This window comes from Pseudoxanthomonas sp. LjRoot143 (assembly GCF_964252945.1).
GTDB lineage: Bacteria > Pseudomonadota > Gammaproteobacteria > Xanthomonadales > Xanthomonadaceae > Pseudoxanthomonas_A.
In genome coordinates this window covers 3,094,029-3,120,484 of sequence record NZ_CAXUPM020000001.1, presented here as the reverse complement: position 1 = coordinate 3,120,484, position 26,456 = coordinate 3,094,029, and the positions used below count along the sequence as shown (strand labels likewise).

27 protein-coding genes and 1 other RNA gene are annotated in these 26,456 nt (G+C 67.5%); 10 read left to right on the top strand and 18 right to left on the bottom strand.

Annotated features, from left to right (window positions below; all coding sequences use genetic code 11):
- Positions 1-31 precede the first annotated feature (31 nt).
- The 4 genes from ssrS to ACSQ1W_RS15095 form a co-directional block, all read right to left on the bottom strand.
- Positions 32-217, bottom strand: a non-coding RNA gene (gene ssrS / locus ACSQ1W_RS15110) — 6S RNA.
- Positions 218-301: 84 nt separating this feature from the next.
- Positions 302-598: a cell division protein ZapA gene (locus tag ACSQ1W_RS15105; protein WP_436044468.1), complete on the bottom strand. Its 297-nt coding sequence runs from the start codon at positions 596-598 to the stop codon at positions 302-304.
- Positions 595-816, bottom strand: coding sequence for a TIGR02449 family protein (locus ACSQ1W_RS15100; protein WP_192273111.1), 222 nt, complete (start codon positions 814-816; stop codon positions 595-597). Before ACSQ1W_RS15100 ends, ACSQ1W_RS15105 begins: the two co-directional genes overlap by 4 nt.
- A 53-nt stretch (positions 817-869) precedes the next feature.
- Positions 870-3,065, bottom strand: a complete 2,196-nt coding sequence (locus tag ACSQ1W_RS15095; protein ID WP_192273109.1) for a putative bifunctional diguanylate cyclase/phosphodiesterase — start codon at positions 3,063-3,065, stop codon at positions 870-872.
- 200 nt (positions 3,066-3,265) lie between these two features.
- Here ACSQ1W_RS15095 and ACSQ1W_RS15090 point away from each other — a divergent pair, with 200 nt between their 5' ends.
- Together ACSQ1W_RS15090 and ACSQ1W_RS15085 are read left to right on the top strand one after the other, a co-directional pair.
- Positions 3,266-3,808: a UPF0149 family protein gene (locus tag ACSQ1W_RS15090; protein WP_192273107.1), complete on the top strand. Its 543-nt coding sequence runs from the start codon at positions 3,266-3,268 to the stop codon at positions 3,806-3,808.
- Positions 3,808-5,130 (top strand): aminopeptidase P N-terminal domain-containing protein, encoded by a 1,323-nt coding sequence (locus tag ACSQ1W_RS15085; RefSeq protein WP_436044467.1) that lies wholly within the window; start codon positions 3,808-3,810, stop codon positions 5,128-5,130. The genes ACSQ1W_RS15090 and ACSQ1W_RS15085 overlap by 1 nt, the downstream gene beginning before the upstream one ends.
- Positions 5,131-5,561: 431 nt before the next feature.
- On the opposite strand, the gene ACSQ1W_RS15080 is transcribed toward ACSQ1W_RS15085, so the two are convergent.
- The 13 genes from ACSQ1W_RS15080 to rph form a co-directional block, all read right to left on the bottom strand.
- Positions 5,562-5,999 (bottom strand): GFA family protein, encoded by a 438-nt coding sequence (locus tag ACSQ1W_RS15080; RefSeq protein WP_192273103.1) that lies wholly within the window; start codon positions 5,997-5,999, stop codon positions 5,562-5,564.
- Between the two features lie 7 nt (positions 6,000-6,006).
- The gene (locus tag ACSQ1W_RS15075) at positions 6,007-6,402 is read right to left on the bottom strand and encodes a YciI family protein (protein ID WP_436044465.1); all 396 of its coding nucleotides are present in this window, start codon (positions 6,400-6,402) and stop codon (positions 6,007-6,009) included.
- A gap of 55 nt (positions 6,403-6,457) precedes the next feature.
- Entirely contained in the window at positions 6,458-6,820 is a 363-nt protein-coding gene (locus ACSQ1W_RS15070) for a hypothetical protein (protein ID WP_192273099.1), read from the bottom strand.
- Entirely contained in the window at positions 6,814-7,245 is a 432-nt protein-coding gene (locus ACSQ1W_RS15065; protein WP_192273097.1) for an MAPEG family protein, read from the bottom strand. Before ACSQ1W_RS15065 ends, ACSQ1W_RS15070 begins: the two co-directional genes overlap by 7 nt.
- Positions 7,242-7,574, bottom strand: coding sequence for a hypothetical protein (locus tag ACSQ1W_RS15060; RefSeq protein ID WP_436044464.1), 333 nt, complete (start codon positions 7,572-7,574; stop codon positions 7,242-7,244). Before ACSQ1W_RS15060 ends, ACSQ1W_RS15065 begins: the two co-directional genes overlap by 4 nt.
- Positions 7,575-7,735: 161 nt before the next feature.
- Positions 7,736-8,173: a hypothetical protein gene (locus ACSQ1W_RS15055; RefSeq protein ID WP_436044463.1), complete on the bottom strand. Its 438-nt coding sequence runs from the start codon at positions 8,171-8,173 to the stop codon at positions 7,736-7,738.
- A 61-nt stretch (positions 8,174-8,234) separates the two neighbouring features.
- Positions 8,235-9,575, bottom strand: a complete 1,341-nt coding sequence (gene pepQ / locus ACSQ1W_RS15050; protein ID WP_436044462.1) for a Xaa-Pro dipeptidase — start codon at positions 9,573-9,575, stop codon at positions 8,235-8,237.
- A 79-nt stretch (positions 9,576-9,654) separates the two neighbouring features.
- A complete protein-coding gene (locus ACSQ1W_RS15045) occupies positions 9,655-10,002 on the bottom strand; it encodes a PilZ domain-containing protein (protein ID WP_192273091.1) in 348 nt (115 codons plus the stop codon).
- Complete coding sequence (locus ACSQ1W_RS15040) at positions 9,999-12,461, bottom strand: DUF1631 family protein (protein ID WP_436044460.1); 2,463 nt, start codon at positions 12,459-12,461, stop codon at positions 9,999-10,001. The genes ACSQ1W_RS15045 and ACSQ1W_RS15040 overlap by 4 nt, the downstream gene beginning before the upstream one ends.
- A gap of 89 nt (positions 12,462-12,550) precedes the next feature.
- The gene (gene hemW, locus ACSQ1W_RS15035; RefSeq protein WP_436044459.1) at positions 12,551-13,705 is read right to left on the bottom strand and encodes a radical SAM family heme chaperone HemW; all 1,155 of its coding nucleotides are present in this window, start codon (positions 13,703-13,705) and stop codon (positions 12,551-12,553) included.
- A 3-nt stretch (positions 13,706-13,708) separates the two neighbouring features.
- Complete coding sequence (gene rdgB, locus ACSQ1W_RS15030; RefSeq protein ID WP_436044457.1) at positions 13,709-14,302, bottom strand: RdgB/HAM1 family non-canonical purine NTP pyrophosphatase; 594 nt, start codon at positions 14,300-14,302, stop codon at positions 13,709-13,711.
- Between the two features lie 6 nt (positions 14,303-14,308).
- Positions 14,309-14,698: a VOC family protein gene (locus tag ACSQ1W_RS15025; RefSeq protein ID WP_192273084.1), complete on the bottom strand. Its 390-nt coding sequence runs from the start codon at positions 14,696-14,698 to the stop codon at positions 14,309-14,311.
- A gap of 2 nt (positions 14,699-14,700) precedes the next feature.
- The gene (rph, locus tag ACSQ1W_RS15020; RefSeq protein ID WP_192273082.1) at positions 14,701-15,426 is read right to left on the bottom strand and encodes a ribonuclease PH; all 726 of its coding nucleotides are present in this window, start codon (positions 15,424-15,426) and stop codon (positions 14,701-14,703) included.
- Between the two features lie 110 nt (positions 15,427-15,536).
- On the opposite strand from rph, the gene ACSQ1W_RS15015 reads away from it, so the two are divergent.
- The 5 genes from ACSQ1W_RS15015 (at position 15,537) to ACSQ1W_RS14995 (ending at position 20,247) form a co-directional block, all read left to right on the top strand.
- Positions 15,537-16,397 (top strand): YicC/YloC family endoribonuclease, encoded by an 861-nt coding sequence (locus ACSQ1W_RS15015; RefSeq protein ID WP_436044454.1) that lies wholly within the window; start codon positions 15,537-15,539, stop codon positions 16,395-16,397.
- Positions 16,394-17,011 (top strand): guanylate kinase, encoded by a 618-nt coding sequence (gene gmk / locus ACSQ1W_RS15010; RefSeq protein WP_436044452.1) that lies wholly within the window; start codon positions 16,394-16,396, stop codon positions 17,009-17,011. The genes ACSQ1W_RS15015 and gmk overlap by 4 nt, the downstream gene beginning before the upstream one ends.
- A 154-nt stretch (positions 17,012-17,165) precedes the next feature.
- Entirely contained in the window at positions 17,166-17,465 is a 300-nt protein-coding gene (gene rpoZ / locus ACSQ1W_RS15005) for a DNA-directed RNA polymerase subunit omega (RefSeq protein WP_056881700.1), read from the top strand.
- A 125-nt stretch (positions 17,466-17,590) separates the two neighbouring features.
- Positions 17,591-19,762: a RelA/SpoT family protein gene (locus tag ACSQ1W_RS15000; RefSeq protein ID WP_192273076.1), complete on the top strand. Its 2,172-nt coding sequence runs from the start codon at positions 17,591-17,593 to the stop codon at positions 19,760-19,762.
- A 101-nt stretch (positions 19,763-19,863) separates the two neighbouring features.
- Positions 19,864-20,247: a RidA family protein gene (locus tag ACSQ1W_RS14995; protein ID WP_436044450.1), complete on the top strand. Its 384-nt coding sequence runs from the start codon at positions 19,864-19,866 to the stop codon at positions 20,245-20,247.
- 91 nt (positions 20,248-20,338) lie between these two features.
- On the opposite strand, the gene ACSQ1W_RS14990 is transcribed toward ACSQ1W_RS14995, so the two are convergent.
- On the bottom strand, positions 20,339-21,376 hold the full coding sequence (locus ACSQ1W_RS14990) for an AraC family transcriptional regulator (RefSeq protein ID WP_225589515.1): 1,038 nt from the start codon (positions 21,374-21,376) through the stop codon (positions 20,339-20,341).
- A gap of 117 nt (positions 21,377-21,493) precedes the next feature.
- Here ACSQ1W_RS14990 and ACSQ1W_RS14985 point away from each other — a divergent pair, with 117 nt between their 5' ends.
- Genes ACSQ1W_RS14985 through ACSQ1W_RS14975 form a run of 3 tightly spaced genes read left to right on the top strand, consistent with a single transcriptional unit; the run spans position 21,494 to position 26,399 of the window.
- Complete coding sequence (locus tag ACSQ1W_RS14985; RefSeq protein WP_436044449.1) at positions 21,494-22,729, top strand: parallel beta-helix domain-containing protein; 1,236 nt, start codon at positions 21,494-21,496, stop codon at positions 22,727-22,729.
- Positions 22,730-22,740: 11 nt separating this feature from the next.
- Positions 22,741-23,913, top strand: coding sequence for an SO2930 family diheme c-type cytochrome (locus ACSQ1W_RS14980; protein ID WP_436044448.1), 1,173 nt, complete (start codon positions 22,741-22,743; stop codon positions 23,911-23,913).
- Positions 23,914-23,948: 35 nt separating this feature from the next.
- Positions 23,949-26,399 (top strand): TonB-dependent receptor, encoded by a 2,451-nt coding sequence (locus ACSQ1W_RS14975; protein WP_436044447.1) that lies wholly within the window; start codon positions 23,949-23,951, stop codon positions 26,397-26,399.
- Positions 26,400-26,456: the final 57 nt, after the last annotated feature.

Below are 26,456 nucleotides of genomic sequence, written 5' to 3'. Positions count from 1 at the left end.
TCGCGGCTGATGCCGCTGCCGCGGGAAAAATACGTCCTCCGCCATGCACGATGTTCGCGAAACGACCTTGAACCCGGGGTTCAAGTGGGAAGGTTGGGCAACCATCGGGCTTTCCGCTGCGAGGCAGACCTGCACTCCCGGTTACGTCACCATCCCGTGGTCGTCATTAAGGGACAAGGCGAATGTTTGCGCTCACTGTCGAGTACAGCAGAGGACGCAGGGCCAGTATAGCGAGTGAGGATTTTTTGCCTAGCCCGTTCGTCGGCGGATTCAGTGCGCAGTCGGCGAAGTGCGAACGCCGTTACGGTGCGCCGAGTGCGGCATCGAGTTTGCGGTGCAGATCCTGCAGCATGCGCTCGGCCTCGCGGTTGCGCGCGTGCTGCTCATCGCGCAGCTGCTGCAATTCGTGTGCCAGATTGAGCGCAGCCAGTACGGCGACGCGATCGACGGCGGCCATGCGGTTGCTGCCGCGCACTTCACGCATGCGGCTGTCGAGCAGTTTGGCGGCGGCCATCAGGCTGGAGCGTTCGTCGGGTGCAACGCCGACGGTGTACTCGCGGTCCAGGATGTGGACGCTGACCGGTTCGTTGGCGCTCACGTGTGCTGCTCCAGCGACTTGAGGCGGCTGATCATCGCTTCCACCCGTGAACGCGCCTGCTCGTTCTTGGCCAGCAACTGCGAGCGCTCACCGACCAGCTGCTCCTGCTGCTGGCGCAGGCTGCGGTTCTCGTCCGTCAGGCGCTGGCAACGGTCGGCCAGGTCCTGGATGCGCGTGCTGAGCGCGCGGAGCTGGTCGAGGAGGTCGGCGGTGTCCATGGTGGCCACGATAGGCAGGTGGTTGGCGGCCGGTCAAGGGCGGCCGGGGGCATTCAGGACGCGACGCGCATGCCCGAACCCGGGTAGTAGTCTCGGATGAAGCGCAGGCACTGGTCGGCGCCCAGTGCCTGCGAGACCCAGTGGCCCTGCACCTCGTCGCAGCCGTGGTTGCGCAGGAACTCGTACTGGTCCCAGGTCTCGACGCCTTCGGCCACCACCTTCAGCGCCAGCGACTGGCCCATCGTGATGATGGTGCTGGTGATCGCCTCGTCGTCGGTATCGTGGGTCAGGTCGCTGATGAACTCGCGGTCGATCTTCAGCGTGGTCAGCGGCAGGCGCTTCAGGTAGGCCAGCGACGAGTAGCCGGTGCCGAAATCGTCGATCGCCAGCGAGATGCCCAATCGCCGGCAGGCCCGCAGGGTGTCGGCGTTCTGCTCGGGACTCGCCATCACCACGCTTTCGGTCAGTTCCAGCTCCAGCCGGTTGGCCGGCACGCCGGTTTCCTGCAGCGTGCGTGCGACCACGTTCTGCAGGTCGCCGCGCTGCAGCTGGGTGGCCGACACGTTTACCGCCACGCTCAGTTCTTCCAGGCCGGCGTCGTGCCACTCGCGCATGGTCATGCAGGCGTGGCGCAGTGCCCAGGCGCCCAGTTCGAGGATCATTCCCGACTCTTCGGCCAGCGGGATGAACTGCGCCGGCGAGACGGAACCGAACTCCTTGCTGTCCCAGCGCAGCAGCGCTTCCACGCCGGTGATCCGCTGCCGCGAGATCGACAGGCGTGGCTGGAACACCAGCGACAGCTCGTTGCGGTCGATCGCGCGGCGCAGTGCGCTGGCGAGGATGGCGCGATGGCGGTTCTTTTCGTCCATCGACTCCGAATACACCTGGTAGGTGTGCCGGCCCATCGCCTTGGCCTGGTACATGGCGGTGTCGGCGTGCTTCAGCAGTTCGGTCGGCACCTGCGCGTGTTCGGGATACAGGCTGATGCCGATCGACGGCGAGACCGCCAGTTCCAGCCGCTCGCCGAAGTTCAGCGGCGCGCGGAAGGCCTGGATGATGCGCTGGGCCACGTCCTCGGCATCGGGCATGCCGTTGATGTCCTCCAGTACGACCGTGAATTCGTCGCCGCTGAGGCGCGCCACGGTGTGCTGCGTGCCCACCGTCTGCTGCACGCGGGCGGCGGCCGAGCGCAGGATACGGTCGCCGGTGGCATGGCCGAGCGAGTCGTTGATGTCCTTGAAGCGGTCCAGGTCGATGAACAGCACCGCGACGTGCCCATGCTCGCGCCGCGCGCGCACGATGGCGCGCGAGAGGCGTTCGGACAGCAGCGAGCGGTTGGGCAGGCTGGTCAGGGTGTCGTAGTTGGCCAGGTAGCGCAGTTCCTGCTCGGCGCGCTTCTGCTCGGTGATGTCGGTGAGCACCTGCACGTACAACGGGCGTTCGCCGCTGGCATCCGGCACCACGTTGGTCTCGATGCGGCAGAGGATCTCCTCGCCGTCCTTGCGCACTTTCCAGATCTCGCCGGACCAGCGCCCGGTCAGGCGCAGTTCGCGGTTCATGCGCTCGAAGAACGCATCCTCATGCTGGTCGCTGTCCAGCATGGTCATCGGCTGGCCGATGATTTCTTCTTCGGCATAGCCGGTGATGCGCGTGAAGGCCGGGTTGATGGTGATGAACTGGTGCGCCCAGTCCAGCACCGCGACGGCTTCGTTCATGCTGCGCATCACCTCGCCGGCGATGCGGTGCTCGTACTCGGCGTTGCGGCTGGCGGTGATGTCGCGCGCGGTGCCGGCGATGCGGATCGGCTGGCCCTCCGCGTCGCGCTCGACTACGCGGCCGCGGGCGCGTACCCAGACCCAGGTGCCGTTGCCGAGCATGTCCATGCGGTGTTCGGACATGAAGAGCGGCGCCTTGCCCTGCAGGTGCAGGCGCAGTCGCTCCTGTACCAGCGGCATGTCTTCCTCGTGGATGGTCGGGACTTCGCCCTGGCGGGTAAGCACGGTGATGTCGGCGGTCTGCACCGCGGTTTCGTCCGCGCGCATCCGGTAGAGCCGGCGCTGCACCAGGTCGTAGTCCCAGAACTGTTCGCCGGAGGCCCAGAGCGCCAGTTTCAGGCGTTCGTCGCGGTTGCGCAGGGATTCGCTGCGCAGCGGTTCGGGCGGTGCCTGGCGGCTTTCCAGCCAGGCCTGCCACCAGCGCCGCGTGCCGATCACGATCACCCCCAGCAGCACCACGCCCGCGAGTCCCATGGCCAGCCGGGACGACAGCGGGGACGCCGTTGCCAGGATTGCAGCGACAGAAGAGGCGTGCATGGAGGGAGGACAGGCGCCCGGAGCGGAGGCAATACACGAGTGTAGGCATGCGTACACATGCACAACAAGGAGGGGAACGGCTTTTCGTTGCTACACTTGCAAGGTTGTCCGAAACTCCTGACGGATTGCGTTCTTCTATGCCCGACCTTCCCGATATCGCCGACGTGGCGGCCGCTTCCCGCCAGCTTGGCCTGGCCATGGACGCCTCGGAACTGCATGGTGCGCTGTGCGGCTGGCTGGCCGGCGGCGGCACCGCCGACGACACCTGGCTGGCCCGTGCGCTGGCCGACGACCAACTGCCCGCCCCTGCGGCAGGCAGCGCGCTCGATCAGCTGCGCCAGTGCGCTGTCGCCCAGTTGGAGGACCGCAGTTTCTCCTTCGACCTGTTGCTGCCGACGGCGGACCGCCCACTGGACGAGCGTGCGGAAGCGTTGTTCGGCTGGTGCCAGGGCTTCCTGGGCGCGTTCGGTCTGGCCGCGGGCGCCTCACCGCCGTTGTCCGAGGAAGGACAGGAGGCGTTGCAGGACCTGGCACGACTGGCCCAGGCCTCGGCCGAGAGCAGTGACGACGAGGAAGACGAAGACGCATTGGCCGAACTGGAAGAGTTCGTCCGCGTCGCGGTCCTGCTGCTGCATGGCGATTGCGTGCTCGGGCCCCGGCACCGCCGGAGCCTGAACTGATGAAGGCTGTCGCCGGCATCGGCGCGGCGGAGTTCGCCCGCCGCCGCAAGCAGCTGATGCGGCTGGCCGGCAACGACGCGATCCTGGTGCTCCCCGCCGCCGCCGAGCGGGTGCGCAGCCACGACACGCACTACCCGTACCGGCAGGATTCGGACTTCTGGTACCTCAGCGGCTTTCCCGAGCCGGAGGCGGTGCTGGTACTGGTGCCGGGCCGCAAACACGGCGAGACCATCCTGTTCTGTCGCGAGCGCGACCCCGAGCGCGAGGGTTGGGACGGCCCGCGCGCCGGCCAGGACGGCGCGGTCAACGACTACGGCATGGACGATGCCTATCCCATCGACGATCTCGACGAGATCCTGCCCGGCCTGCTGGAAGGGCGTTCGCGCGTCTACTACCACTTCGGCCGCGACGCCGACTTCGACCTCAAGCTGATCGGCTGGGTGCGCCATGTGCGCGCGCACGTGAAGCAGGGCGCGCAGCCGCCGCACGAGTTCCTCGAACTCGGCCACCTGCTGCACGACCTGCGCCTGTTCAAGTCGAAGGATGAGATCAAGCTGATGCAGCGCGCCGCCGACATCAGCGTCGAGGCACACCGTGCCGCGATGCGTGCCGCGCGCGCCGGCATCCGCGAGTACGAACTGCAGGCCGACCTCGAACGCGTGTTCCGCGCCAACGATGCCTGGCCGGCCTACAACAGCATCGTCGGTGCCGGCCGCAATGCCTGCGTGCTGCACTACCGCGCCAATACCGCGCAGGCGCGCGACGGCGAGCTGGTGCTGATCGATGCCGGTGCCGAGTATCGCGGTTATGCCGCCGACATCACCCGCACGTTCCCGGTCAACGGCCGCTTCACGCCCGCGCAGCGCGCATTGCACGATCTCGTCGGCGAGGCGCAGAAAGCCGCGCTGGCCTGCGCGCACGTCGGCATCCCGTACGAGGCCGGGCATGTGGCCGCGGTCGAGACGCTGACCGAGGGCCTGCTGAAACTCGGTCTGCTGAAGGGCAAGCTGGAAAAAAACCTCGCCGAAGGCACCTACCGCCGCTTCTATCGCCACAAGACCGGCCACTGGCTGGGCCTGGACGTGCACGACGTGGGCGACTACCGCATCGATGGCCAATCGCGCCTGCTGGAAGCCGGCATGGTGTTCACCATCGAGCCCGGCCTGTACATCGGGCACGACGATGAAACGGTGGACGCGAAGTGGCGCGGCATCGGCATCCGCACCGAGGACGACGTGCTGGTCACCGCCGGCGAACCGGTCGTGCTGACCGATGCGCTCGCGCGCAGTGCCGACGAGATCGAAGCCGCGATGGCGAAGTGACGCGGCGAGGAAGTTTTCCTCGCTTCCGGACCTCCGGATCACGCTGCTGCACCTGGTTGGTTCGTCGTTAACCGATGGCACCTCGCGGCCGAACCGCAGGTCCTCGGCGGCAAGGGTGTTTTCTTCGACACCTCGAACCAGAAAGGCTCGATGCCAAGGCGGATTGCCTTGTCGCCGACCCCGGGAGGTTCGCAATCAAGCAACCATTCCTCGTCGGCTCACGGAAATACCTTGCGATGCGAGGAAAGTTTCCTTGTCATCTCACTTCAGTGCACCGCGCCCGCACCTTTCTGGTTCGCTGCCGGGTCTTTGCAGGTTGCGGGTGAAGCTGCGAACCCCGGCCTGCCGGATCGACGAGGAGCCGTGGGGCTTCGACGGATGACGATGTTGGCTTTTTGCTTCGCTCACCCGCCTGATGCCGCAACGACGGTCTACGCGATCTCCACGCGCACGTCGTGGATCCACAGTTGACGCCATCGTGCGACTTTCTCGGCCGGCGCCAGCGCCTGGGGTGACGCGGCGACGGCCGGCGCAAAGGCGTCGCGTGCGTCCAGGCATCCCGCGTTGACGGCGGCATGGCGTTGCTCGCCTTCTTCGAACACCACGGCCACCAGCACGCCGCAGTCGCTGCAGAGCAGGAACTGTGCGGCTTCCGATCCCTGGCGGTAGCGGCGGAGAACATCCGGACGAAGCACGTGGACGACCAGTTGTCCCGCAGGGTCCGATATCCACGCGGCGCCATGCGCGCGGCAGAAGCTGCAATCGCAGGCGCGCGGTGCCGTGTCGGCGGGGACGAGGGACGTGGCGAAGTCCACGGTGATCGCGCCGCAGTGACAGCCGCCGTGCAGTCGCGATGATGTCGCCGCCATGGCGAGGTCAGCCTTCTTGCGAACGCCAGGTGGCCGGCGTTTCGTTGGTGGCGACGTCCGCGCGTGCCCGTGCGGCTTCCAGTGGACGGATCTCAAGCGTCAGGCCGAACGCGAGGCAGGGATTCTGCGCGGCGATCTGTGCGGCGTGATCGAGCGAGTCGGCGACGATGAACCAGTAGCCGCCGACCAGTTCCTTCGCCTCGGCGAACGGACCGTCCGTAATGCCACTGCGTGATACCTGACGGCCGCGATTCTCCAACCGGCTGCCTGGCTTCAGCACACCGTCGGCCAAACCCTTCTCGTACCAGACGTAGAAGCGGTCGATGGCGTCCTGCACGTCCTCTTTCGAGGCGGATTCTTCCCACTGGCCGCGGGAGATGAGGAGGTAGTCGGAGGACGACATCGTGAGGAATCTCCGGGGTGACGGTCAGGGTGGGCTCGATATTGCGACGGCAGCATCAGGCCTGGGGTCGCCAAGCGCCGTATGTGGACAACATGTGCGCTTCGAACTCGGGTGGACCGGAGACCTCCCAGAAAGTCGAGTCGAAGGCGCTGAGTTTGATCACCTTCTGGCCGCTCGATAACCCGATGAATTCACCGTCGATGGTTTGGTGGATGCCGCGATACAGATCGCGGAAAGCGTGATCGGTCAGAACCAGACCAGAGGCGCTGCGCTCTTCGATCTCCAGTGCGTTCTCGCCAGTACACCAGAGGACTTTGATATCCCAGCTGTCGACACTGAAAAACCTGTCGATATCCGCCAGGAAGCGAGCCATATCGAACAGCGCTTGATCATCGCCGTGTTGTCGGATCGTCACCATGACGCGTGCTCAAGCGCGACCTGCAACAGCAGGCTCCACAGACCAAGCACGGCGAGGAAGTTCACGGTGAACACCAAGCCACGCAGGCGCACGTTCGTCGTGAATACCTGGATGCCACTGTGCAATACGCGGCCACCGACGAAGACCCAGGCCAGCACCATGGCCGTCGTGCCGGTGCCTAGCACCATCAGCAGCATGCAAGCGACGTGGAAGAACAGCGGCCACTCGAACTGGTTGGACAGGTTGGCGCTGATGCGCGGTTCTACCGTCGCCCACGGGTTGCTGCCGTCCGCGCGACGGCCGATGCCCCAGATGGCGGGCGCACGCGCGATGGTCAGTAGCACGTAGAGCAACGCCGCGAGCGCGACATGCGCCGTCATCGGCAACAGCAGGGCGGTATCCAGGGGCGCGATGGGGGACGTCATGGCAGCGGCCCGTTCGCCACGTAAGCCGCACCGAGCGCCGCGAACAGGCCGAGCAGGAGGAACAAGCCGTAGCGCAGGCGGAACGGGATTGCTGGTTTGCCGTAGCGCTGCTCGGCCTCCCGTCGATCCAGCCGCCAGCCGTGGTTGCACGCCGGACAAGCCAGTTGATAGCGCCTGCCGTAGACGAACCCGAACAGCAGGTCGAACTCGCCGTACTTGTAGGCGAGCTGCGGCTGGAAGTCGCGCTCCTGGTCGCAGCGCGGGCAATGCTGCGGCTCGGGTTCGCCCACCGGTACCACGCGCTCGCCCTGGCCGATCATGAACATCATGCGTGCAGTCCCCTTGCCGGCATGCCGAGTGCGCTGGTGTCGACGGGATTCTGTGTGCGCGCCGCAGTGGCGTCAAACCGTGGTCGGCGAAACGGGGGTCGGAGTACGTTTCCCAGCCTGCGGCGATTGAGGGATGGCTCTCGGACCCTTGCTTTCCCCCATCAGTGACCGTCGTGATCGAGGCCGGGACTCGTGACGGCATTCTCGGCAAGCGCCTCCGTGATCGCGGACCAACGCCTGCGCAGCTTGAGTGGGATGACGACGGCCGCGATGACGCCGACGACAATCAGCATGATCGACGTGCCTTGACCGGCGGCGACGAAGATCCCCTTGGCCAGCGTCACGTAGCCACGTCCGTGCAGGTCGGGGGCGATGAATATCTTGAGGGTTTCCAGCGGCAGCAGGAGGGCGCCCGTGAACATCACCACGCCATAGGTCAGCAGGAGGCACGTGAACGCGAATGAGCGCCGCTGCGTCCTGCACATCCTGCTGCGCCACGCGATCCCCCAGGCGATCCAGGCCGGCAGCAGCACCGCGACGACCATGCCCAGCGCGGTCAACAGGGTAAGTGCCGTCATCACGATCAGGTCTGCGTCCATGGAGGTCCTGTACGACATCGAATGAGGGGAGCAAGGGGCGCGCGTCGCAGCCCGCGTGCGGTCAGCCTGCTTCCGCGAACGCCGGCCGCGTCAGGTTGTCGGCCTCGCCGTCGGTGCACAGCACTTCGTCCTCGATGCGGATGCCGCCGTACGGACGGAACGCGTCGACACGCGCCCAGTCGATGCTGGCGGCGTGGCCGTTCTTCTTCACCTCGTCCAGCAGCATGTCGATGAAGTACAGGCCGGGCTCGATGGTGACCACCATGCCGGGTTCCAGCACGCGGGTCATGCGCAGGTAGGGGTGGCCGGCGGGGCGCTCGATGCGGCCACCGCGGTCGCTGGCGGCGAAGCCAGCGACGTCATGCACCTGCAGGCCGATCGGATGGCCCAGGCCGTGCGGGAAGAACGCCGCGCTGACGCCGGTGACGACCGCCGCTTCCGGCGACACCGTGATCACGCCGAAGTCCTTCAGGATGCCCATCAGGGTGTGGTGCGCGTCCACGTGCAACTGCTTGTAGTCCACGTTGGCGCGCACGCCGGCGCACATGCGCTGCTGTGCGGCGTCGACCGCGTCGATCAGAGCCTGGAACTCGCCGCCGGTGTCGTAGGCGTAGGTGCGGGTGATGTCGCTGGCATAGCCATGGAAGCTGGCGCCGGCATCGATCAGGAAACTGCGCAGCGGATCGGGCGCGACGCGCTGCAGTTCCATGTAGTGCAGGATCGCCGCGTGCTCGTTGAGGCTGATGATGTTGCCGTAGGGCAGCTCGTTGGCGTCCTGGCCGACCGCGGTGCAGTAGGCCATGTGGATGCCGAACTCGCTCTGGCCCGCGCGGAACGCGGCCTCGGCGGCGCGGTGGCCGCGCACGGCCAGGCGCTGCGCCTGCCGCATCAGGGCGATTTCATACGGCGTCTTGTACGAGCGCTGGTATTCCAGGTACTGGATCACCGGTTCGGGATTGTTCGGCGTGTAGTCGCCCAACGCGCTCTGCGGTTCGCCGAGGATCGCGCTGCGCGCGGCAGGCGGCAGCAGGGCGGCGGCTTCGTCGGGCTGGCGGATGATGTGGACATCGACGTGGTCCACCCACCAGCCGCTGGGGGCGTCCGGCACGACATGCCAGTAGTCGAATGGCTGGTAGAAGATCACCTTCGGCCGCTGTCCGGGCGTGTACACCAGCCAGCTGTAGGGCAGGCGCGTCAGCGGCAGCCACGCCTTGAACTGCGGGTTCACCGCGTACGGGTAGTCGCGGTCGTCGAAGACCTGCCAGTGCTGCGTGCCGCTGGGGACGACCAGATGGTCGAAGCCGCCGCGTGCGAGCGCTTCGTCCGCACGCCGCTTCATCGTCGCCAGGTGGTCGGCGTACAGCGGGACGAGGTCGGTATCGAAGGAGGCAGGTGCGTTCATGGCGGCGGCTCGTGCGGGAGAACCGCCATTTTGCCGCAATCGTCCCGGGTGGGCGTTGCGCAGCCGGGCGCCTTGCGCGTTATTCGGCCTCGGGGCCGGCGTTCACCCAGTTGCGCAGGCGTTCCAGTGGCTCGCGGTCGATGGTCAGGAAACGCAGGCCGGCGAAGGCCTGTCCCGGCGTGTTCGCTGCCGCGGACCAGACCAGGTGTGCGCCGACGTCGATGGGCAGGTCCTGGCCACGCGCGTCCTGCAGATGGAAGCGCAACTGGTACAGCGCGTCGTCGACCACCGGCTCGGTCGCGACCAGCAACATGCCGGATTCGGAGAGATTGCCCAGCCGGCCGATGACCTGTTCGGTCATCAGGTCGAACACCGGGACCGGCTTGGGCACGGCGCGCCGGCGGGCGCGGCGGAACTCGCGCATCATGCGGCGTCTCCTGCGGGTTCGCCGCTGCGGCCGGTCAGGCTGCGCAGCGCGTTGAGGGTGGCGTTCCAGGCGCGGTCGATCAGGCGGCCGCGGTCCTCGGTGACGACCTGCGCCTGGCCCTTGGCCATCAGGTGCGCCAGCGTGTCCAGCGAATGCTCGCCCACGCGCTGGCCGCGCTGGTTGACGAACAGCGCATTGCCGGTGACCGGGCTGAACCACGACAGGCGCTGGCGTTGCACGTCGCCCTGCTGGTTGCGGGTGAACTCGAACCACGTGCCGAACGGCAGTCCGCGCAGGTAGTCGTAGCACTCCTGCTCCTGCGGTGTCCGGGGTTGGGCGATCTTCTTCTTGACCTCGCCCTGGCCACCGAGGCGCGCGCGCGCCTTCAGGCGTGCGGTCAGCTCGGTGCGCGAGGTGGTCTCGTCTTCCTCGGCGCTGGACAGGCGGCGCGAGATCGCGGCGGCTTCGTCCTCGTGGTAGCCCACCTGCACCAGCGACTTCTCGATCTTGCCGGCCAGCTCCGGGCTGGCGGACTGCGAGGAGGTGGTGGCGGCGATGATTTCCAGCGTGGTCTGCAGCTGGTCGGCCCATTCCGTGGACGACTCGCCGTTGCGCAGCTGGGTAAGCGTGAGCACGTCGGCCCACGCCTGGCTCAGCAGCGCCTGCACGAATTTCTGTGGCTTGGCCTCGGCCATCGCCGATTCGATGGTATCGGCGGCCTTCTGCTTGGCGATCTCGAGCCGGTCCTTGCCGCGCGCGGCCTCGATCTGCCGGCGTTCGGCCAGTTCGGCCTTGCGCGCCGCCGCCTGCAGGTGTTGCTGCACGTCGCGGTTGGCGTCCTCGAAGACGGCCTCGTCGCCCTCGTAGGTCTCGACGACGGTTTCGACGGCCTTGTGCAGGCGCTGGACGAGATGCGGATCCACATCGTCATCGCCCAGCCAGGTCGCGCCGGATTCGGCGACCGTGTTGAGCAGGTCGCGCGCCGGATGCTGCGCACGCAGGAAGAAGTTGCGGTCGCGCAACGCGGCCTGCACGACCGGCACCTGCAACCGCACCAGCATGTCGGCAGCCGGCGCATCGTGCTGCACTTCGCGCTCGATCTCGTTGTACAGCAGGTCGAGCAGTTCGAACGTGTCCGAATCCGCACTGGCCAGCGCCGCGCCGGGACCATGTTTGGCGCGCACCTCGGACAGCATGAGCTGTTGCAGGTCGGCGACGGTGCGGCGTGGCTGGTCCGGCGTGCGTACCGGCAGCGGTGCCGCCTGCAGGGCCTGCAGCGTGGTGAGGACATCGGGCGTGGGCAACAGGCGACGGGCGTGGCCGCCCGCGTGCGGACCACCACCACCGGCGTGGTCGCCCGCCGCGCCCGCGGTCGTGCCCGTGGCAGCGCCACCGCTTGAGTCCGCCCCGGTATCCGCGGCAATCGCGTCGATCTCGCCCGCCCGGGCAAGCGCATCGGCCTGCAGGCCGCCGCGCCGGATGGACAGCAGTTTCTGCAGGACCTCGAACGAGCCGGCCGCGTCCTGTGTCGCGGCCGCTGCGGTCGCTCCGGTTTCCAGCGTGGCGGCGGGGGTGGCCGCCGCGGTCGGGCCGGTGCCCGCCGGCGTGCCGGTCAATGCACCCGCGACCGCCTGCAACTGCTCGGGGGTCAGCGTCGCCCAGTGCGCGCCGGCCTGGCTCTGCCAGCCGGTCATCGGGCGCGGCCCCGGACCCGCTTCGTCGCGCGGCGGGCGCACGACCTCGAGGTTGCGCACGCGCCGCGGCATGTAGGCCAGACCCGGCAGGATGCCTTCGCGGGCGAGGAACTGGTTCACCGTGTTCGCCCACTCGGTGTAATTCAACATCACCTTGTGGTCGAAGCTGCGGTACAGCAGCAGCTGCGCGTCGATGGACAGTTCGAGGCACGCGGCGGCATCTTTCAGCAGGTGACTGAGGCGGTTGGGGCCCAGCGGCAGTGCCTCGGCCTCATACGCCGGCTTGCAGGCGAGGACGCCGAACCGCTGGCCCAGCATCAGGATCTGCGCGTTGCCGCGCTGCTCGTGCCGGCGCGCGACTTCGCGCAGCACGATCTCCTGGTCCATCGCTGCGTCCTCGACCAGCGTGAGCGTCTGGTAGTCCAGTCGCACCTCTGGCTGCTCGCCGCTGGACCGCGCACTGCGGATCGCGGCCAGTTCCGCTTCCAGCGCGAACATGTACTGCGGGACCAGTTCCAGCCGGTTCTTCTGCAGCGTGCGCACATCCACGAAGACCTGCGTCTGCGCGTGGTTGCTGCGTGCCTGTTCGGCCTGCTTGAACAGTTGCTGTTCGAACTCCACCAGCATGCCGTTCAACGCGGCGACGAAATCGGTGGCGATGTGGTCGAACAGGCTCTGCAGCACGCGCCGCACGCGCGGCGGCAACGCCGACGAAGCGATCGTGGTCGGCGCGGCAGCGGACGTTGGCGGTCGTGTCGCGGTCATCGGTACGGCAGGCTCCCCTCTTGCCCCATCATTATCACACCCGGCATCGCCTGCGCATCCGTCCGTCGCCGTGCCGCAGGCGACGGGTGTCAGGTATCCAGGAACAGTTCGATCACGTCGTTGGTGAACCGGCGGCCCAGCGCGGTGGGCCGCGCATGGGTGTCGGACACCTCCAGCCATCCCGCCTGCAAGGCCTGTTCCAGCGCCGGTGCGATGCTCGCCAGCGCCAGTCCCGTGGTGGCGGTGAAATCGGCCAGCGCGAAGCCTTCCTGCAGCCGCAAGGCGTTGAGCATGAACTCGAACGGACGGCGTTCCGGCGTGATGTCGTCATCGCCGCCGATGGCCTGCGGCGTGCCCGCCGAGGCCAGATAGCTCGCCGGATGCTTGACCTTCCAGCGGCGCAGGATCTGTTGCGTCGCACCCACGGTGATCTTGCCGTGTGCGCCGGCGCCGATGCCGATGTAATCACCATAACGCCAGTAGTTGAGGTTGTGCGCGCAGCGGCGACCCGGGCGCGCATAGGCGCTGACTTCGTAGTGGCCGTAGCCGGCGTCGGCCAGCATGGCCTGGCAGTGGTCCTGCATGTCCCAGGCGTGGTCGTCGTCGGGGATGCCCTGCGGCGGCCGGGCGAAGAACACCGTGTTCGGCTCCAGCGTGAGCTGGTAGTGCGAGATGTGCGCCGGCTGCAGGGCGAACGCGCGCTGCAGGTCGTGTTCGGCCATCGCCAGCGTCTGGCCGGGCAGGGCGTACATCAGGTCCAGGTTGAAATTGTCGAAGCCGGCATCCTGCGCCAGCTTCACCGCATGCTCGGCTTCCTGGCTGTCGTGGATGCGGCCGAGTTTCTTCAGGCTCTCGTCGTCGAAGCTCTGGATGCCGAAGCTGATGCGGTTGACCCCGGCGGCAAGATAGCTCTCGAAGCGGCCGTGTTCGGCGGTACCCGGGTTGGTCTCCAGCGTGATTTCCAGCCCCGGCGCGAAGCGCAGCCGGCTGCTGGCGCCCTGCAGGAAGCGGTCGATCGCCTCCGGCGGGAACAGGCTGGGCGTACCGCCACCGAAGAACACGCTGTGCACGGTGCGTCCCCAGACCAGGGGCAGGTCGTGGTCGAGGTCGCGCAGCAAGGCATCGACATAGTCGTCGAACGGCAGCTCGCCCTTGCCCTGGTGCGAGTTGAAATCGCAGTAAGGACATTTGCGCACGCACCACGGCATGTGCACGTAGAGCGACAGGGGCGGGGGGATGAGCATGGGTCAGGGCAGGTCGATCAGCCGCTGCTTGAGCCCGGCCAGTGCCTTGCCGCGGTGGCTGATGCGGTTCTTCTCCGCCAGCGGCATCTCTGCCGCGGTCTGTCCGCGTTGCGGATCGAAGAACACCGGGTCGTAGCCGTGGCCGCCGCTGCCGCGGCGCTCGTGCAGGATGCGGCCGCGCCATTCGCCTTCGACGATCAGCGGCTGCGGGTCGTGCGCGTGGCGCAGCAGCACCAGCACGCAGTAGAAGTGCGCACCGCGCTGGTCGCCGGCGACGTCCTTCAATGCGTCCAGCAGCTTGTCGATGTTGCGCTGCGCATCGCCGTGACCACCGGCATAGCGCGCCGAGTACAGGCCGGGCGCGCCGTTGAGCGCGTCCACGCAGATGCCGGAGTCGTCGGCGAGTGCGGGCAGGCCGGTCTGCAGGCTGGCGTGGCGCGCCTTGATCAGGGCGTTCTCGACGAAGGTCGTGCCGGTCTCGTCGGCATCCTCCACGCCCAGGTCGGACTGCGCGACCAGTTCGATGCCGGTGTCGGCCAACAGGCCGCGGAGTTCCTCCAGTTTGCCCTGGTTGGAGGAGGCGAGGACGAGTTTCATCGTGGATCAGCCCTTGGGTTGCAGCAGGTCCCAGCGGTTGCCGTAGGCATCGCGGAACACGGCGACGGTGGCGTAGACCTCTTCGCGCGGCGTCTCCAGGAATTCGACGCCGGCGGCCGTCATGCGTGCGTGGTCGCGCCAGAAGTCGTCCGTCTGCAGGAAAAAGCCGACACGCCCGCCGGTCTGGTCGCCGATGCGCGCGCGCTGCTCGTCCGTCGTCGCGACCGCCAGCAGCAGGTCGGTGCTGCCGTCGCCCTTCGGCGCCACACGCACCCAGCGCTTGCCGCCGCCGAGGTCGGTGTCCTCGCGCAGTTCGAAGCCGAGCGCATCGCGGTAGTGCGCGATGGCGCGGTCGTAGTCGTCGACCAGCAGGGTGACCAGGCTCAGCAGGGCCATGATCAGCCCGCCAGCGCGGCGCGCTGCGCCGCGAACAGCTCGCCGATGCCCTTCTCGCCGAGGGCGAGCAGTGCATCCAGTTCGTCGCGGCGGAACGCATGGCCTTCGGCCGTGCCCTGCAGCTCGATGAAGCCGCCGCCGTCGTTCATCACCAGGTTCATGTCGGTATCGCAGTCGCTGTCTTCCGGATAGTCCAGGTCCAGCACCGGCACACCGCGGTAGATGCCCACCGAGACCGCCGCGACGGCGCCGTGCACGACGTCGCGCTTGATCTCGTTGCGGCCCTTCAGCCAGTTCACCGCGTCCACCAGCGCCACGTAGGCCCCGGTGATGGCGGCCGTCCGGGTACCGCCGTCGGCCTGCAGCACGTCGCAGTCCAGGGTGATGGTGCGTTCGCCCAGCGCCACGCGGTCCACGCACGCGCGCAGGGTGCGGCCGATCAGGCGCTGGATCTCCAGCGTGCGCCCGCCCTGCTTGCCGCGCGAGGCTTCGCGGTCGCTACGGGTATGCGTGGAGCGCGGCAGCATGCCGTACTCGGCGGTCACCCAGCCTTCGCCCTTGCCGCGCAGGAAACCCGGCACCTTGTTCTCCACCGTCGCCGTGCACAGCACGCGGGTGTGGCCGAAGCTGACCAGTACCGAGCCTTCCGCATGGCGGGTGTAGTTGCGCAGGATGCCGACGTCGCGCATCTGGTCGGGCTGGCGGCCGCTGGGGCGGGAAAAGGACATGGGGGCATCCGCAATGAGGGGGGCGAAGTTTACCAGTCCGTCCCGCCGGGCCCGGCCCGCGCCGCACGGGCTGCTAAGATGCGCCGCTCACTGGTCCGATGGGCACCTGCATGATCCGCAGCATGACGGCGTTCGCTACCGCCGAACGCGCCACCGACGGCGGCACGCTGGGGGCCGAACTGCGCGCGGTCAACCACCGTTTCCTGGAGCTGGGCGTCCGCCTGCCGGACGAACTGCGCGTGCTGGAACCGGCGCTTCGCGAGCGCGTCGCCTCACGGGTGTCGCGCGGCAAGCTGGACCTGACCCTGCGTCTGCGTGCGCCCGAAAGCGGCGGCGCGCTCCAGCTCAATGCCCGCGTGGTGTCGCAGTTGTCCGAACTCGCAGCGGACCTGTCGCTGCGCGTCCCCAACCTGCGCACCGAGCTGACCGACCTGCTGCAGTTCCCCGGCGTGCTGCAGACCAGGGGCGTGGACATGGAAGCGCTGCAGGCCGAGGCGCTGGCGTTGCTGGACGGCGTGCTCGACCAGTTCGTCGCCGCCCGCGAGCGCGAGGGCGGCAAGCTGGTGGCGGCGATCCTGGAGCGTGTGGACGGCATCGCCGCACTGGCGGCCGAAGTGCGCACCCTGATCCCGCAGATCCGCGCCGGCCAGCGGCAGAAACTGGAAGCGCGCCTGGCCGACGTGGCGCAGAACATGGAGCAGGGCCGGCTGGAGCAGGAACTGGTGCTTTGGCTGCAGAAGCTCGACGTGGACGAGGAACTCGACCGCCTCGACAGCCACGTCAAGGAAATCCGCCGCGTCTTCACCCAGAAGGAGCCGCAAGGCCGCCGGCTGGACTTCCTGCTGCAGGAGTTCAACCGCGAGGCCAATACGCTGGGCTCCAAGTCCGTCGACATCCGCACCACCAACATCGCGGTGGAGCTGAAGGTGCTGATCGACCAGATCCGCGAACAGGCGCAGAACATCGAATGAAGCGCGGAACCCTCTACATCGTCGCGGCGCCGTCGGGCGCGGGCAAGAGCAGCATCGTCAATGCCGTGCTGGCGCGCGACAACGACATCGCGCTGTCCATCTCGTTCACCTCGCGCGCCGCGCGCCCGGGCGAACGGCATGCGCAGCACTACCACTTCATCAGCGCCGACGAGTTCAAGGCGATGATCCGCGCCGGCGACTTCTTCGAGTACGCCGAGGTGCACGGCGACTGGAAGGGCACCGCTCGCCAGTCGGTCGAGCCGCAGCTCGATGCTGGCAAGGACGTGCTGCTGGAGATCGACTGGCAGGGCGCGCGCCAGGTCCGCGACAAAGTGCCGGACGCGGTCAGCGTGTTCATCCTGCCGCCCTCGCGCGCTGCGCTGGAACAGCGCATGCGCAACCGCGGACAGGACAGCGAGGAGGTCATCCAGCGCCGTCTGGCCGCCGCCCGCGAAGAGATGTCGCACTACGACGAATTCGACTACGTCATCGTCAATGACGTATTCGACGAGGCCGTGGCGCAGATGCACACCATCTTCACCGCCAGCCGGCTGCGCCGGGAGGCGCAGGACGTGCGCCACGCCGACCTGATCGCCGCGCTGCTGGCCGAATGACCCGCGGCGGAGGCCCGGGCGCCGCCGGTTGGCGCCCAGTGGCGCCTTAACCGATTGATTTTCAAGGAAAGGCTTGCATTGCCGGGACCGGCTGCCTACAATCCCGGCCCCTTTCCGTATTCACTGGGCGGCCAGCCGGTCGCCGGGAGCCCGCATGGCCCGCATCACCGTCGAAGATTGCCTGGAAGTCGTCAACAACCGTTTCGATCTGGTCACGATGGCCGCCAAGCGTGCCCGTCAGCTCGCCAACGGCGTGGACGCGCAGATCGACAACACCGAAGCCCAGGACAAGCCCACCGTGCTGGCGCTGCGCGAGATCGCTGCGCGCAAGATCGACAACGAGCTGATCGACCGCGTCGAGAAGGCCGAGCGTGAGCGCGCCGAGCGCGAAGCGCTGGAGTGGGCTGCCGCTGAAGTGGTTGCCGACGACGACCTGTCGAAGGGCGACGACTGATCCCGTTCGTCTAACGTTCCCATCGGAACGGACGATCGACGAAAGGCCCGCGCAAGCGGGCTTTTCGCGTTCCAGGGCCGTCGATCCGCGTTGCCGTGGCGACGTGACTGGCATAGTCTGGCGGCATGAATTCAGGCCGTACCGCCAAGGCGCTCCGCAACCCCGCTTCGTCGCGAGATGAGGGGGTGCCGGAGTACGTCAGCCAGTTCGAGCGGCTGGTGACATACCTTCCGAAGGAGCAGCTGCCGCTGCTGCGGCGCGCCTGGGAAGTCGGTGCCGCCGCGCACGCGGGCCAAACCCGCAAGTCCGGCGAACCCTACATCACCCATCCGGTGGCCGTGGCGGGTGTACTGGCCGAACTGGGCATGGATGCGGAGACGCTGATCGCGGCGATCCTGCACGACACCATCGAGGATACGCCGCTGACCGGAGCGGACATCGCCGCCGAGTTCGGCGAGTCGGTCGCGGAACTGGTGGAAGGCGTCACCAAGCTGGACAAGCTGAAGTTCCGCGATCGCCAGGAAGCCGCCGCCGAGAGCTTCCGCAAGATGCTGCTGGCGATGTCGCGCGACCTGCGCGTGATCATGATCAAGCTGGCCGACCGCCTGCACAACATGCGCACGCTGGGCGCGCAGAGCGCCGAAGCGCGCGGGCGCATCGCCCGCGAGACGCTGGAGATCTACGCGCCCATCGCGCAGCGGCTGGGCATGAACCTGGTCAAGTCGGAGCTGCAGGATCTCGGTTTCCGCGCGCTGCATCCGTGGCGTCACGCGGTGGTCGACAAGCACATCCGCAGCCAGCCGGTGATGCGCCGCGAGTCGATGGCGCAGATCGAGGCCCACCTCTCTCAACGACTGGCGAAGGAGGGCATCGAGCATCGCCTGGTCAGTCGGGTGAAGACGCCCTGGAGCATCTACAACAAGATGCGCGGCGAAGGGAAAAGCTTTGACCGGGTGATGGACGTGTTCGGCTTCCGCGTCGTCGTCGACTCGGTGCCGGCCTGCTACCACGCGCTCGGCGCCGTGCATGCGCAATACAAGCCGCTGGACGGGCGCTTCCGCGATTTCATCGCCATCCCCAAGGCCAACGGCTACCAGTCGCTGCACACCGTGCTGTTCGGTCCCTACGGGTCGCCGATCGAAGTGCAGATACGCACCACCGAGATGGACCTGGTCGCAGAGCGCGGCATCGCGGCGCACTGGACCTACAAGTACGGCACCGATGCGCCGAACAGCGCGCAGAACCGCGCGCATGCCTGGATCGTGGAGCTGATCGACAACCAGCGCGCCGCCGGGTCGTCGCTGGAGTTCCTCGACAACGTCAAGGTCGACCTGTTCCCGGACGAGGTCTATCTGTTCACGCCGAAGGGCAAGATCCTGTCGTTGCCACGCAACGCCACCGCGCTGGATTTCGCCTACGCCGTGCACACCGACGTCGGCAACCAGGCGGTGGCCTCGCGCGTGGACAAGAAGCTGGTACCGCTGCGCACGAAGCTGGTCAGCGGGCAGAGCGTGGAGATCATCACCGCCAAGTCCGCGGCGCCCAAGCCGCAGTGGCTGGAGTTCGTCGTCACCAGCAAGGCGCGCACCGCCATCCGCCACCAGCTGAAGCAGCTGGAGCACGAGGACGCCGTGCAGCTCGGCCACCGCATGCTCGACCGTGCGCTGGAGGATCTGGACAGCTCGCTGGAACGGCTGCCGCAGCAGCGTCTCGAGGCCTTCCTCACCGAACACAAGTACCCGCGCCTGGAAGCTTTCCTCGCCGACGTGGCGCTGGGCAACTGGATGCCGGCGCAGGCCGCGCAGGCGCTGACCGCGTTCGCGGAACTGCGTGCCGGCGGGCACTCGAAGCATTCGCAGGAGAAGATCCTGATCACCGGTGGCGAGCGCGGCGTGGTCAGTTTCGCGCAGTGCTGTCAGCCGATCCCGGGCGACGAGATCATGGGTTACCACACCGCCGGCAAGGGCATCGTGGTGCACCGTCTCGACTGCCCGAATGTTACCGAGTTCCGCAAGTCGCCCGAGCGCTGGGTGCCGATCGCGTGGGATGCGAAGGTCACCGGCGACTATGACGCCGCGCTGCTGATCGACGTTGAGAACCGCCCGGGCGTGCTGGCGCAGGTCGCCGCCGCGGTCGCCAAGAGCCAGTCCAACATCGAACGCGTCGAGTACCTCGAGCGCGACATCAACGTCGCCGTGCTGCGTTTCTCGATCCAGGTCCGCGACCGCAACCACCTGGCGGAAGTGATGCGCCGGCTGCGTCGCCTCAACGTCGTGCACGGCGTGCGTCGCCAGTAATCGCGGCGCGCTCCCCCCCTCCCCGCCGCGATCCGATCGCCCGCGATGGCGGGCCTGGGCCCGCCCTACGTAGAATCACGGGTTCTTACTGGAGCCCGCCCATGACCAAGCAGATCATCCATACCGAGCAGGCGCCCGCCGCCATCGGACCCTATTCGCAGGCCGTGCGTGCCGGCAACACGGTGTACTTCTCCGGACAGATCCCGCTGGATCCGGCCACCGGCAACCTGGTGGATGGCGACATCACCGCGCAGGCGCGCCGCGCCTTCGACAACCTCAAGGCAGTGGCGGAAGCGGCGGGCGGCTCGCTCGACCGCATCGTTCGCCTCGGCCTGTACCTGACCGACCTGTCGCAGTTCGCGGCCGTCAATGCGGTGATGCAGGACTACTTCGCCGCGCCGTATCCCGCGCGCTCGACGATCGAGGTCTCCGGCCTGCCGAAGGGCGCCGCCTTCGAGGTCGATGCGGTGATGGTGCTCGACTGATCGCGGGTCCCCGTAGCGCCGAGCTTGCTCGGCGCCGCACGCCGTCCGATACGTTGGTGCGGGAACGAAGAGCAGCGGAGCAAGCGCCGCTCTACGAGGGCGTGCGTCGGGTTTCGCTCGGCGTATGCCCGGTCCAGCGCTTGAACGCACGGCGGAACTCGCGCACGTCGTTGAAGCCGATCTGGCTGCCGACGCTGGCGATGGTCATTTCCGCGTCCTGAAGGAGTTCGAGCGCACGCTCGGTGCGCACGCGATCGTGCACGGCACTGAAGCTGGTGCCTTCCTCGGCGAGCTGGCGGCGCAGCGTGCGTTCGCTCAGGTGCAGTGCCATGGCGACATCCGTCATCTGCGGGTTGTCGCGCAGGCGCGGCCGCAGCTGGCGCTCGACCGCGGCGGTGGTCTCACCGCGCAGCGACATCGCCGTGAGTTGCGCGCGGCACAGGGCCAGCGCCTGCCGCGAGGTCACCGGGTTGTAGCTGGCGAACGGCAGCTCCAGCCAGCGCCGGTCCACCACCATCGCATGCTGCGGCTGGTCGAAACGCACCTCGCAGCCGAATAGGTCGGCGTAGCGCGCGGCGTAGCGCGGCGCCGGATAGCCCAACTCGAGGCGCACCGGATGGAACTCCGGACCTGCCAGTTCGCGCGCCAGCATCAGCGTGCTGGCGAACATCTCCTCGCACAGGAACGGCAGCAGGTCGGCGGCTTCTTCCGGTGCCGTCGCGACCACCGCCAGGCTACCGTCGTCGCGGTCCTGCATGTCGAGGTCCATCAGTGGACCGAGGTTGCGCTGGTACTCCAGGCCGATCTGCACGGCGTCGCCGAACGTGGGCGCGGTCTTCATCGCCAGGCCCAGCAGGCCGAAGTTGCCGCCGTTCTGCTTCTCGCCCATGGCCAGGCCCACGCCGTCGATCGGCAGCGTCGGCAGGGCACGGCGGATGATCTCGCTGGCCTGGCGGTAGGAGACGCGCGCCAGGGGATCGTGGATCTCCTGCACGTTCATGCGCATGCCGGCGAACCAGCCTTCGGCGTTCACGCCGAATTCGCCGGCCAGCAGCACCAGGCCGCACAGCATGTTGGTGGGCAGGTTGGCGATCGAAAGGCGATTGCCCAGTCCGGTTTTCCAACGCATCGGGGGCCTCCAGCTTGTCCGCTTTGCCCCCCGTAGTATGCCGCTCCCGCCCTCCGTGTCACATGGGCCGGCGCACCAGACTGCGGGCACTACGCAGGCGTATGGGAGGGGAGACTCATGCAGCGCACCATTTCCGTGGCAGTGGTAGGCGCCCTGGCGCTCGTGGCGGCCGCATGCCAGCCCAAGGCGCCCGAAACCGCCAGCGCGCCGGCGGCCGACGCCGGCTTCGCCGCCAGCCTGCAGGAGCGCCTGCTGGACGCCAAGCCGGGTGACGTCATCGACATCCCGGCCGGCCGCCACAGCTTCGACCGCAGCCTCAGCCTGCGCGCGGACGGCGTGACGATCCGCGGGGCCGGCATGGACAAGAGCGTGCTGAGCTTCAAGGGGCAGAAGGCCGGCGCCGAGGGCCTGCTGGTCAACGGCGACGACTTCACCATCGAGAACCTCACCATCGAGGACTCCAAGGGCGACGGCCTGAAGATCAGCGAGTCGTCGAACATCACGATCCGTGGCGTGAAGGTCCAATGGACCGGCGGGCCGAGCACGAAGAACGGCGCCTACGGCATCTACCCGGTATTGACCAAGAACGTGCTGATCGAGGACACCGTGTCGATCGGCGCGTCCGATGCCGGCATCTACGTGGGCCAGTCGGACGGCGTGATCGTGCGCCGCAGCCGCGCCGAACAGAATGTGGCCGGTATCGAGATCGAGAACACCATCAACGCCGATGTCTACGAGAACGTGGCGACCGGCAACACCGGCGGCATCCTCGTCTTCAACATGCCAGGCCTGTCGCAGCAGGGCGGCAACATCCGCGTGTATGCCAACAAGGTGATCGCCAACAACCACGAGAACTTCGGCGCCAAGGGCACGCCAGTGGCCAGCGTGCCGGCGGGGTCGGGCATCGTGATCAACTCGAACGACGACATCGAAGTGTTCGGCAACGAGATCCGCGACAACGCGACCGCCAACATCATCGTCTCCAGCGTCTATTCCACCGGCTACAAGGACAGCAGCGCGTCGCCGAACTTCGATCCGTACCCGGAGCGCATCCACATCCACGGCAACACCCTGTCCGGCGGCGGCGACTCGCCGGACGGCTTCGACCTGAAGGCGCTGAAGGTGGCCACCTACGGGCTGCGCGGCAACTTCCCCGACGTGCTGTGGGACGGCTACTTCAACAAGGACCGGGTGGTGGACGGGAAGAAGGTGGGGCCGCAGATCTGCCTCCGAGACGTCAACGGCGTGGTCAACGCCGACGGCCCGGGCGGCTACAAGAATCCGAACAAGGACGCGAAGATCCATGACTGCGAACTGCCGCGCCTGCCCGCGGTCGACCTGAAGCGCGGTTGAGGCCGTCGCGCATGCGGTATCGCGTGGTGATGCGGCTCGTCGCCCTGGTGGCGTGCATGGCGCTGCCCGCGTGCACGCAGGCGCCGAAGGTGCATTTCTTCGCCGAAGGCCAGCCGGCGACACTGGACGAGTGGGGCGTGCTGCGGATCGACGATGGGCATCTGCGCCTCAACGAAGGCGTGGTGCCGTACGATCTCAACACACCGTTGTTCAGCGACTACGCGCACAAGCTGCGCACCGTGTGGATGCCGGCGGGCACATCGGCGACGTACCAGGCGGAGCAGAGCTTCGACTTCCCTGTCGGCACCATCCTCAGCAAGACGTTCTACTACCCGCTGCCGGCCGGGCAGGTCCGGGACGGCAAATCAGTCGCACGCACACCGCCTTCGCAATCGCCGTTGGAAGGCGAGGCGCTGGACCTGGCCAAGGTGCGGCTGATCGAAACGCGCCTGCTCGTGCATCGGGCGGACGGGTGGGTGGCGCTGCCGTACGTGTGGAACGACGCGCAGACAGCGGCGACGCTGAAGCGTACCGGTGAACTGGTCCCGCTCGAACTCGTCGATGCCGAGGGCGGGCGCGAGGCGGCCGACTACCAGGTGCCCGACCAGAACCAGTGCGGCGGCTGCCACATCACCGACAACAAGTCGCGCAAGCTGCTGCCGATCGGACCGAAGGCGCGGCACATGAACCGCGACTTCGACTATGCGGATGGCAGGGAGAACCAGCTGGCGCATCTGGTGCGTATCGGTTACCTGGCCGGCGTGCCCGCGTCGCCGCCACGGCTGGCCGACGCCATGGACGCCCAGGCGCCGCTCGACGCGCGCGCGCGCGCCTATCTGGACGTCAACTGCGGCCATTGCCACAGCGCCACGGGTCCGGCGATCACCTCGGGCCTGTGGCTGGACGCGCACACGCAGGACCGGCTGAAGCTGGGCTTCTGCAAGCAACCGATCGCGGCAGGCAAGGGCACGGGCAACCGGCGCTACGACATCGTGCCGGGGCATGCGGCCGATTCCATCTTCGATTACCGGTTGGACAGCGACGACCCCGCGATCATGATGCCGGAGCTGGGGCGCTCGGTCGTCCATCGGGAAGGGGTCGCGCTGATCCGGGCATGGATCGATGCGCAGGCCGGCAGTTGCGATACGGCAGGCACAGGCAGTGAATCACCGCCGGCCACCTGAGGCCGGTTTCCGCACAACGCTTCCGGGAGGGCGTGATGAGAGTGATGCAACGGAATCTGGTCGTGGGGCTTCGGCGCGCGCTGTTCGGCAGTTGCGTGGTGTTGGGAGCGAGCGGAACGGCGTGGGCGCAGGCGACGCCCGAGGGCGAGCAGCAGGCCACCAACCTCGACACCATCACCGTCACCGCGCAGAGCCGCCAGCAGGAACTGCAGGACGTGCCGATCGCGCTGCAGGTCGTCGACCAGCAACTGCTCGATGACGTCGCGGCGGAGAACCTGGGCGACATCGATGCCTTCGTGCCGGGCCTGGTGGTGGATGCCGCCCAGCCGACCCAGCCCTCGTTCCGGTTGCGTGGCGTGGAAACCAACGACTTCGGCATCGGCACCGACCCGGCGGTCGGCATCTTCGTCGACGGCGTGTACGGGGGGCGTGGCGGCGGCGTGCTGCTGCCGTTCCTCGACGTCGAGCGCATCGAGGTGTTGAAGGGGCCGCAGGGCACGCTGTTCGGCCGCAACACCGCGGCCGGTGCGATCTCGCTGGTGACGCGGCGCCCGCAGGACGAGACCGAGGCGAGGCTGCGCCTGCGGCTCGGCAACTACGGCAAACAGTATGTCGATGCGATGTGGAACATCCCGGTCAGCGACGTCTCCGCCTTCCGCATCAACGCGCTGTTCAACCACAGCGACGGCTGGTTCCAGGATGGCGCCACAGGCAAGGACCTGGGCGGCGAGAACGTGTGGGCTGCGCGCGCGGCATGGCAGTTGCGCATCGGCGACAACACCACCGCGCTGCTGAGCTGGGACCATGAAAGCCTGGACCAGAACGGTCGCGTCACCACCGGCATCGTGCCGCTGCCGGCGTATCCGCAACGGCCGCCGGTGCCGGTGGATCCGGACGACTACCTGGATCCGCGCAAGGTCCCGACCTACAGCGACGCCGAGAACGCCGAGTGGCGCACGTTCGATGGCGTCACCCTGATCGTCGACCACGCCTTCACCTGGGGGAACCTGACCTCGACCTCGTCGTGGCGCGAGTACGACTCGATGAACCAGACCGAGGAGGACGGCACCAACCGCGCCGACCTGTACATCGACTCGGTCAACACCGAGAGCAACGAGACTTTCTACCAGGAGTTCAAGTTCGCCGGCAGCAATGCGCGGCTGGACTGGGTGGCCGGCGCCAGCTTCTTCAAGGAAGACGCGCGCCAGACCAGCGAGGTGAACACCAATACCGAAGCGGTGGACAACATCGTGCGCAACCTCGGCATCGCGCCCACGCCGGACGGCAGCCTGTTCGGATTCACCTCGCTGCTGGCGCAGATGAACGGCATTCCGGTGTCGCTGGTGGGCGACCGCTGGAACGAGCGCTTCAACAACACGTTGTCGACCACGGCGTATGCGGCGTTCGGCGACGTCATCTGGCGCGCGACCGACAAACTCAACCTGACCTTCGGCCTGCGCTATACGCGCGACGAGAAGGACTTCACCTGGCTCAACACGCCGCGCAATGCGCCGGAACTCGAGGCCAAGCTGGCACTGCTGGAATCGCTGGGCTTCTTCGCCGCGCTGGGTCAGATGGGCATTCCCATCACGCGCGAGCTGTTGACGTTCGACATGGCCTTCATCGATCCGCCGGCGATGGTCAACAAGGGCGTGCTGGTGCGCGACAAGCGCAGCTGGAGCGACGTCAGTCCGCGTTTCGTCGTGGATTACCATCTGGACGACAGGACCATGGTGTTCGGCTCGTTGGCCAAGGGTTACAAGGCCGGCGGCTTCAATGCGCTGCAGATCGGGCCGGCGTTCGAGAACGAGGACGTCTGGAACCTCGAAGCCGGCATCAAGCAATCGTTCGGTCGTTTCGCCTGGAATGCGTCGCTGTTCCACTACCGGTACGACAACCGGCAGTCCGTGCGGCTGATCGATCCCGACCCGAACAATCCCGTCGACATCCCGCGCTTCGTGTTCGATACCGGCGATCTGGAAGCCACCGGCATCGACGTCGACCTGCGCTGGAAGGTGACCGACGGCTTCACCCTGGATGCGCAGGCCGAGTGGATCGATTCCAAGTACAAGGACTACGTGACGCCGGAAGGCGTGGACCTCGACGGCGAGCCGACCGGCGAACCGCGTTTCAGCGCATCGATGGGCGCGGCCTACAAGGTCGACTTGGCCGGACATGGCGAACTGCGCTTCTCGGCGCGGCATGCCTACCGTGGACGCAGCCGCTGCAACGCCGGCTCGGACCTGCAGGGCGATTGCGGCGTCAACGCGCTGCTGGACATCGGTGAAGCGCGTGATCGCACCGACCTGCGCATCGGCTGGACCGCGCCGCAAGGGCATTGGAGCTGGGCGGTCTATGGCAACAACGTGTTCGACAACCAGTATGTGAAAGGCTTGAACACCTACGGGCGTGGCCCGCTCGGCCTGGTCGGCGCCACCATCACCGAGCCGCGGACCTACGGCATGGAAGTGGCCGTGAAGTTCTGATCCGCACGGCGACGTGACGGACGTGGGCCCCGGCATCGTGAGGTGCCGGGGTTTTTG

Bases quoted from the DNA above. Each gene is read 5' to 3' on its own strand.
- ACSQ1W_RS15025 (WP_192273084.1), bottom strand. From the start codon at position 14,698: ATGGCCCTGCTGAGCCTGGTCACCCTGCTGGTCGACGACTACGACCGC.
- rdgB (WP_436044457.1), bottom strand. From the start codon at position 14,302: ATGAAACTCGTCCTCGCCTCCTCCAACCAGGGCAAACTGGAGGAACTC.
- ACSQ1W_RS14985 (WP_436044449.1), top strand. From the start codon at position 21,494: ATGCAGCGCACCATTTCCGTGGCAGTGGTAGGCGCCCTGGCGCTCGTG.
- ACSQ1W_RS15015 (WP_436044454.1), top strand. From the start codon at position 15,537: ATGATCCGCAGCATGACGGCGTTCGCTACCGCCGAACGCGCCACCGAC.
- ACSQ1W_RS15085 (WP_436044467.1), top strand. From the start codon at position 3,808: ATGAAGGCTGTCGCCGGCATCGGCGCGGCGGAGTTCGCCCGCCGCCGC.
- gmk (WP_436044452.1), top strand. From the start codon at position 16,394: ATGAAGCGCGGAACCCTCTACATCGTCGCGGCGCCGTCGGGCGCGGGC.
- ACSQ1W_RS14975 (WP_436044447.1), top strand. From the start codon at position 23,949: ATGAGAGTGATGCAACGGAATCTGGTCGTGGGGCTTCGGCGCGCGCTG.
- rph (WP_192273082.1), bottom strand. From the start codon at position 15,426: ATGTCCTTTTCCCGCCCCAGCGGCCGCCAGCCCGACCAGATGCGCGAC.
- ACSQ1W_RS15095 (WP_192273109.1), bottom strand. From the start codon at position 3,065: ATGGGACTCGCGGGCGTGGTGCTGCTGGGGGTGATCGTGATCGGCACG.
- ACSQ1W_RS15040 (WP_436044460.1), bottom strand. From the start codon at position 12,461: ATGACCGCGACACGACCGCCAACGTCCGCTGCCGCGCCGACCACGATC.
- rpoZ (WP_056881700.1), top strand. From the start codon at position 17,166: ATGGCCCGCATCACCGTCGAAGATTGCCTGGAAGTCGTCAACAACCGT.
- ACSQ1W_RS15070 (WP_192273099.1), bottom strand. From the start codon at position 6,820: ATGGTGACGATCCGACAACACGGCGATGATCAAGCGCTGTTCGATATG.
- ACSQ1W_RS15065 (WP_192273097.1), bottom strand. From the start codon at position 7,245: ATGACGTCCCCCATCGCGCCCCTGGATACCGCCCTGCTGTTGCCGATG.
- ACSQ1W_RS15090 (WP_192273107.1), top strand. From the start codon at position 3,266: ATGCCCGACCTTCCCGATATCGCCGACGTGGCGGCCGCTTCCCGCCAG.
- ACSQ1W_RS15045 (WP_192273091.1), bottom strand. From the start codon at position 10,002: ATGATGCGCGAGTTCCGCCGCGCCCGCCGGCGCGCCGTGCCCAAGCCG.
- ACSQ1W_RS15000 (WP_192273076.1), top strand. From the start codon at position 17,591: ATGAATTCAGGCCGTACCGCCAAGGCGCTCCGCAACCCCGCTTCGTCG.
- hemW (WP_436044459.1), bottom strand. From the start codon at position 13,705: ATGCTCATCCCCCCGCCCCTGTCGCTCTACGTGCACATGCCGTGGTGC.
- ACSQ1W_RS14995 (WP_436044450.1), top strand. From the start codon at position 19,864: ATGACCAAGCAGATCATCCATACCGAGCAGGCGCCCGCCGCCATCGGA.
- ACSQ1W_RS15055 (WP_436044463.1), bottom strand. From the start codon at position 8,173: ATGGACGCAGACCTGATCGTGATGACGGCACTTACCCTGTTGACCGCG.
- pepQ (WP_436044462.1), bottom strand. From the start codon at position 9,575: ATGAACGCACCTGCCTCCTTCGATACCGACCTCGTCCCGCTGTACGCC.
- ACSQ1W_RS15100 (WP_192273111.1), bottom strand. From the start codon at position 816: ATGGACACCGCCGACCTCCTCGACCAGCTCCGCGCGCTCAGCACGCGC.
- ACSQ1W_RS15075 (WP_436044465.1), bottom strand. From the start codon at position 6,402: ATGTCGTCCTCCGACTACCTCCTCATCTCCCGCGGCCAGTGGGAAGAA.
- ACSQ1W_RS14980 (WP_436044448.1), top strand. From the start codon at position 22,741: ATGCGGTATCGCGTGGTGATGCGGCTCGTCGCCCTGGTGGCGTGCATG.
- ACSQ1W_RS15060 (WP_436044464.1), bottom strand. From the start codon at position 7,574: ATGATGTTCATGATCGGCCAGGGCGAGCGCGTGGTACCGGTGGGCGAA.
- ACSQ1W_RS14990 (WP_225589515.1), bottom strand. From the start codon at position 21,376: ATGCGTTGGAAAACCGGACTGGGCAATCGCCTTTCGATCGCCAACCTG.
- ACSQ1W_RS15080 (WP_192273103.1), bottom strand. From the start codon at position 5,999: ATGGCGGCGACATCATCGCGACTGCACGGCGGCTGTCACTGCGGCGCG.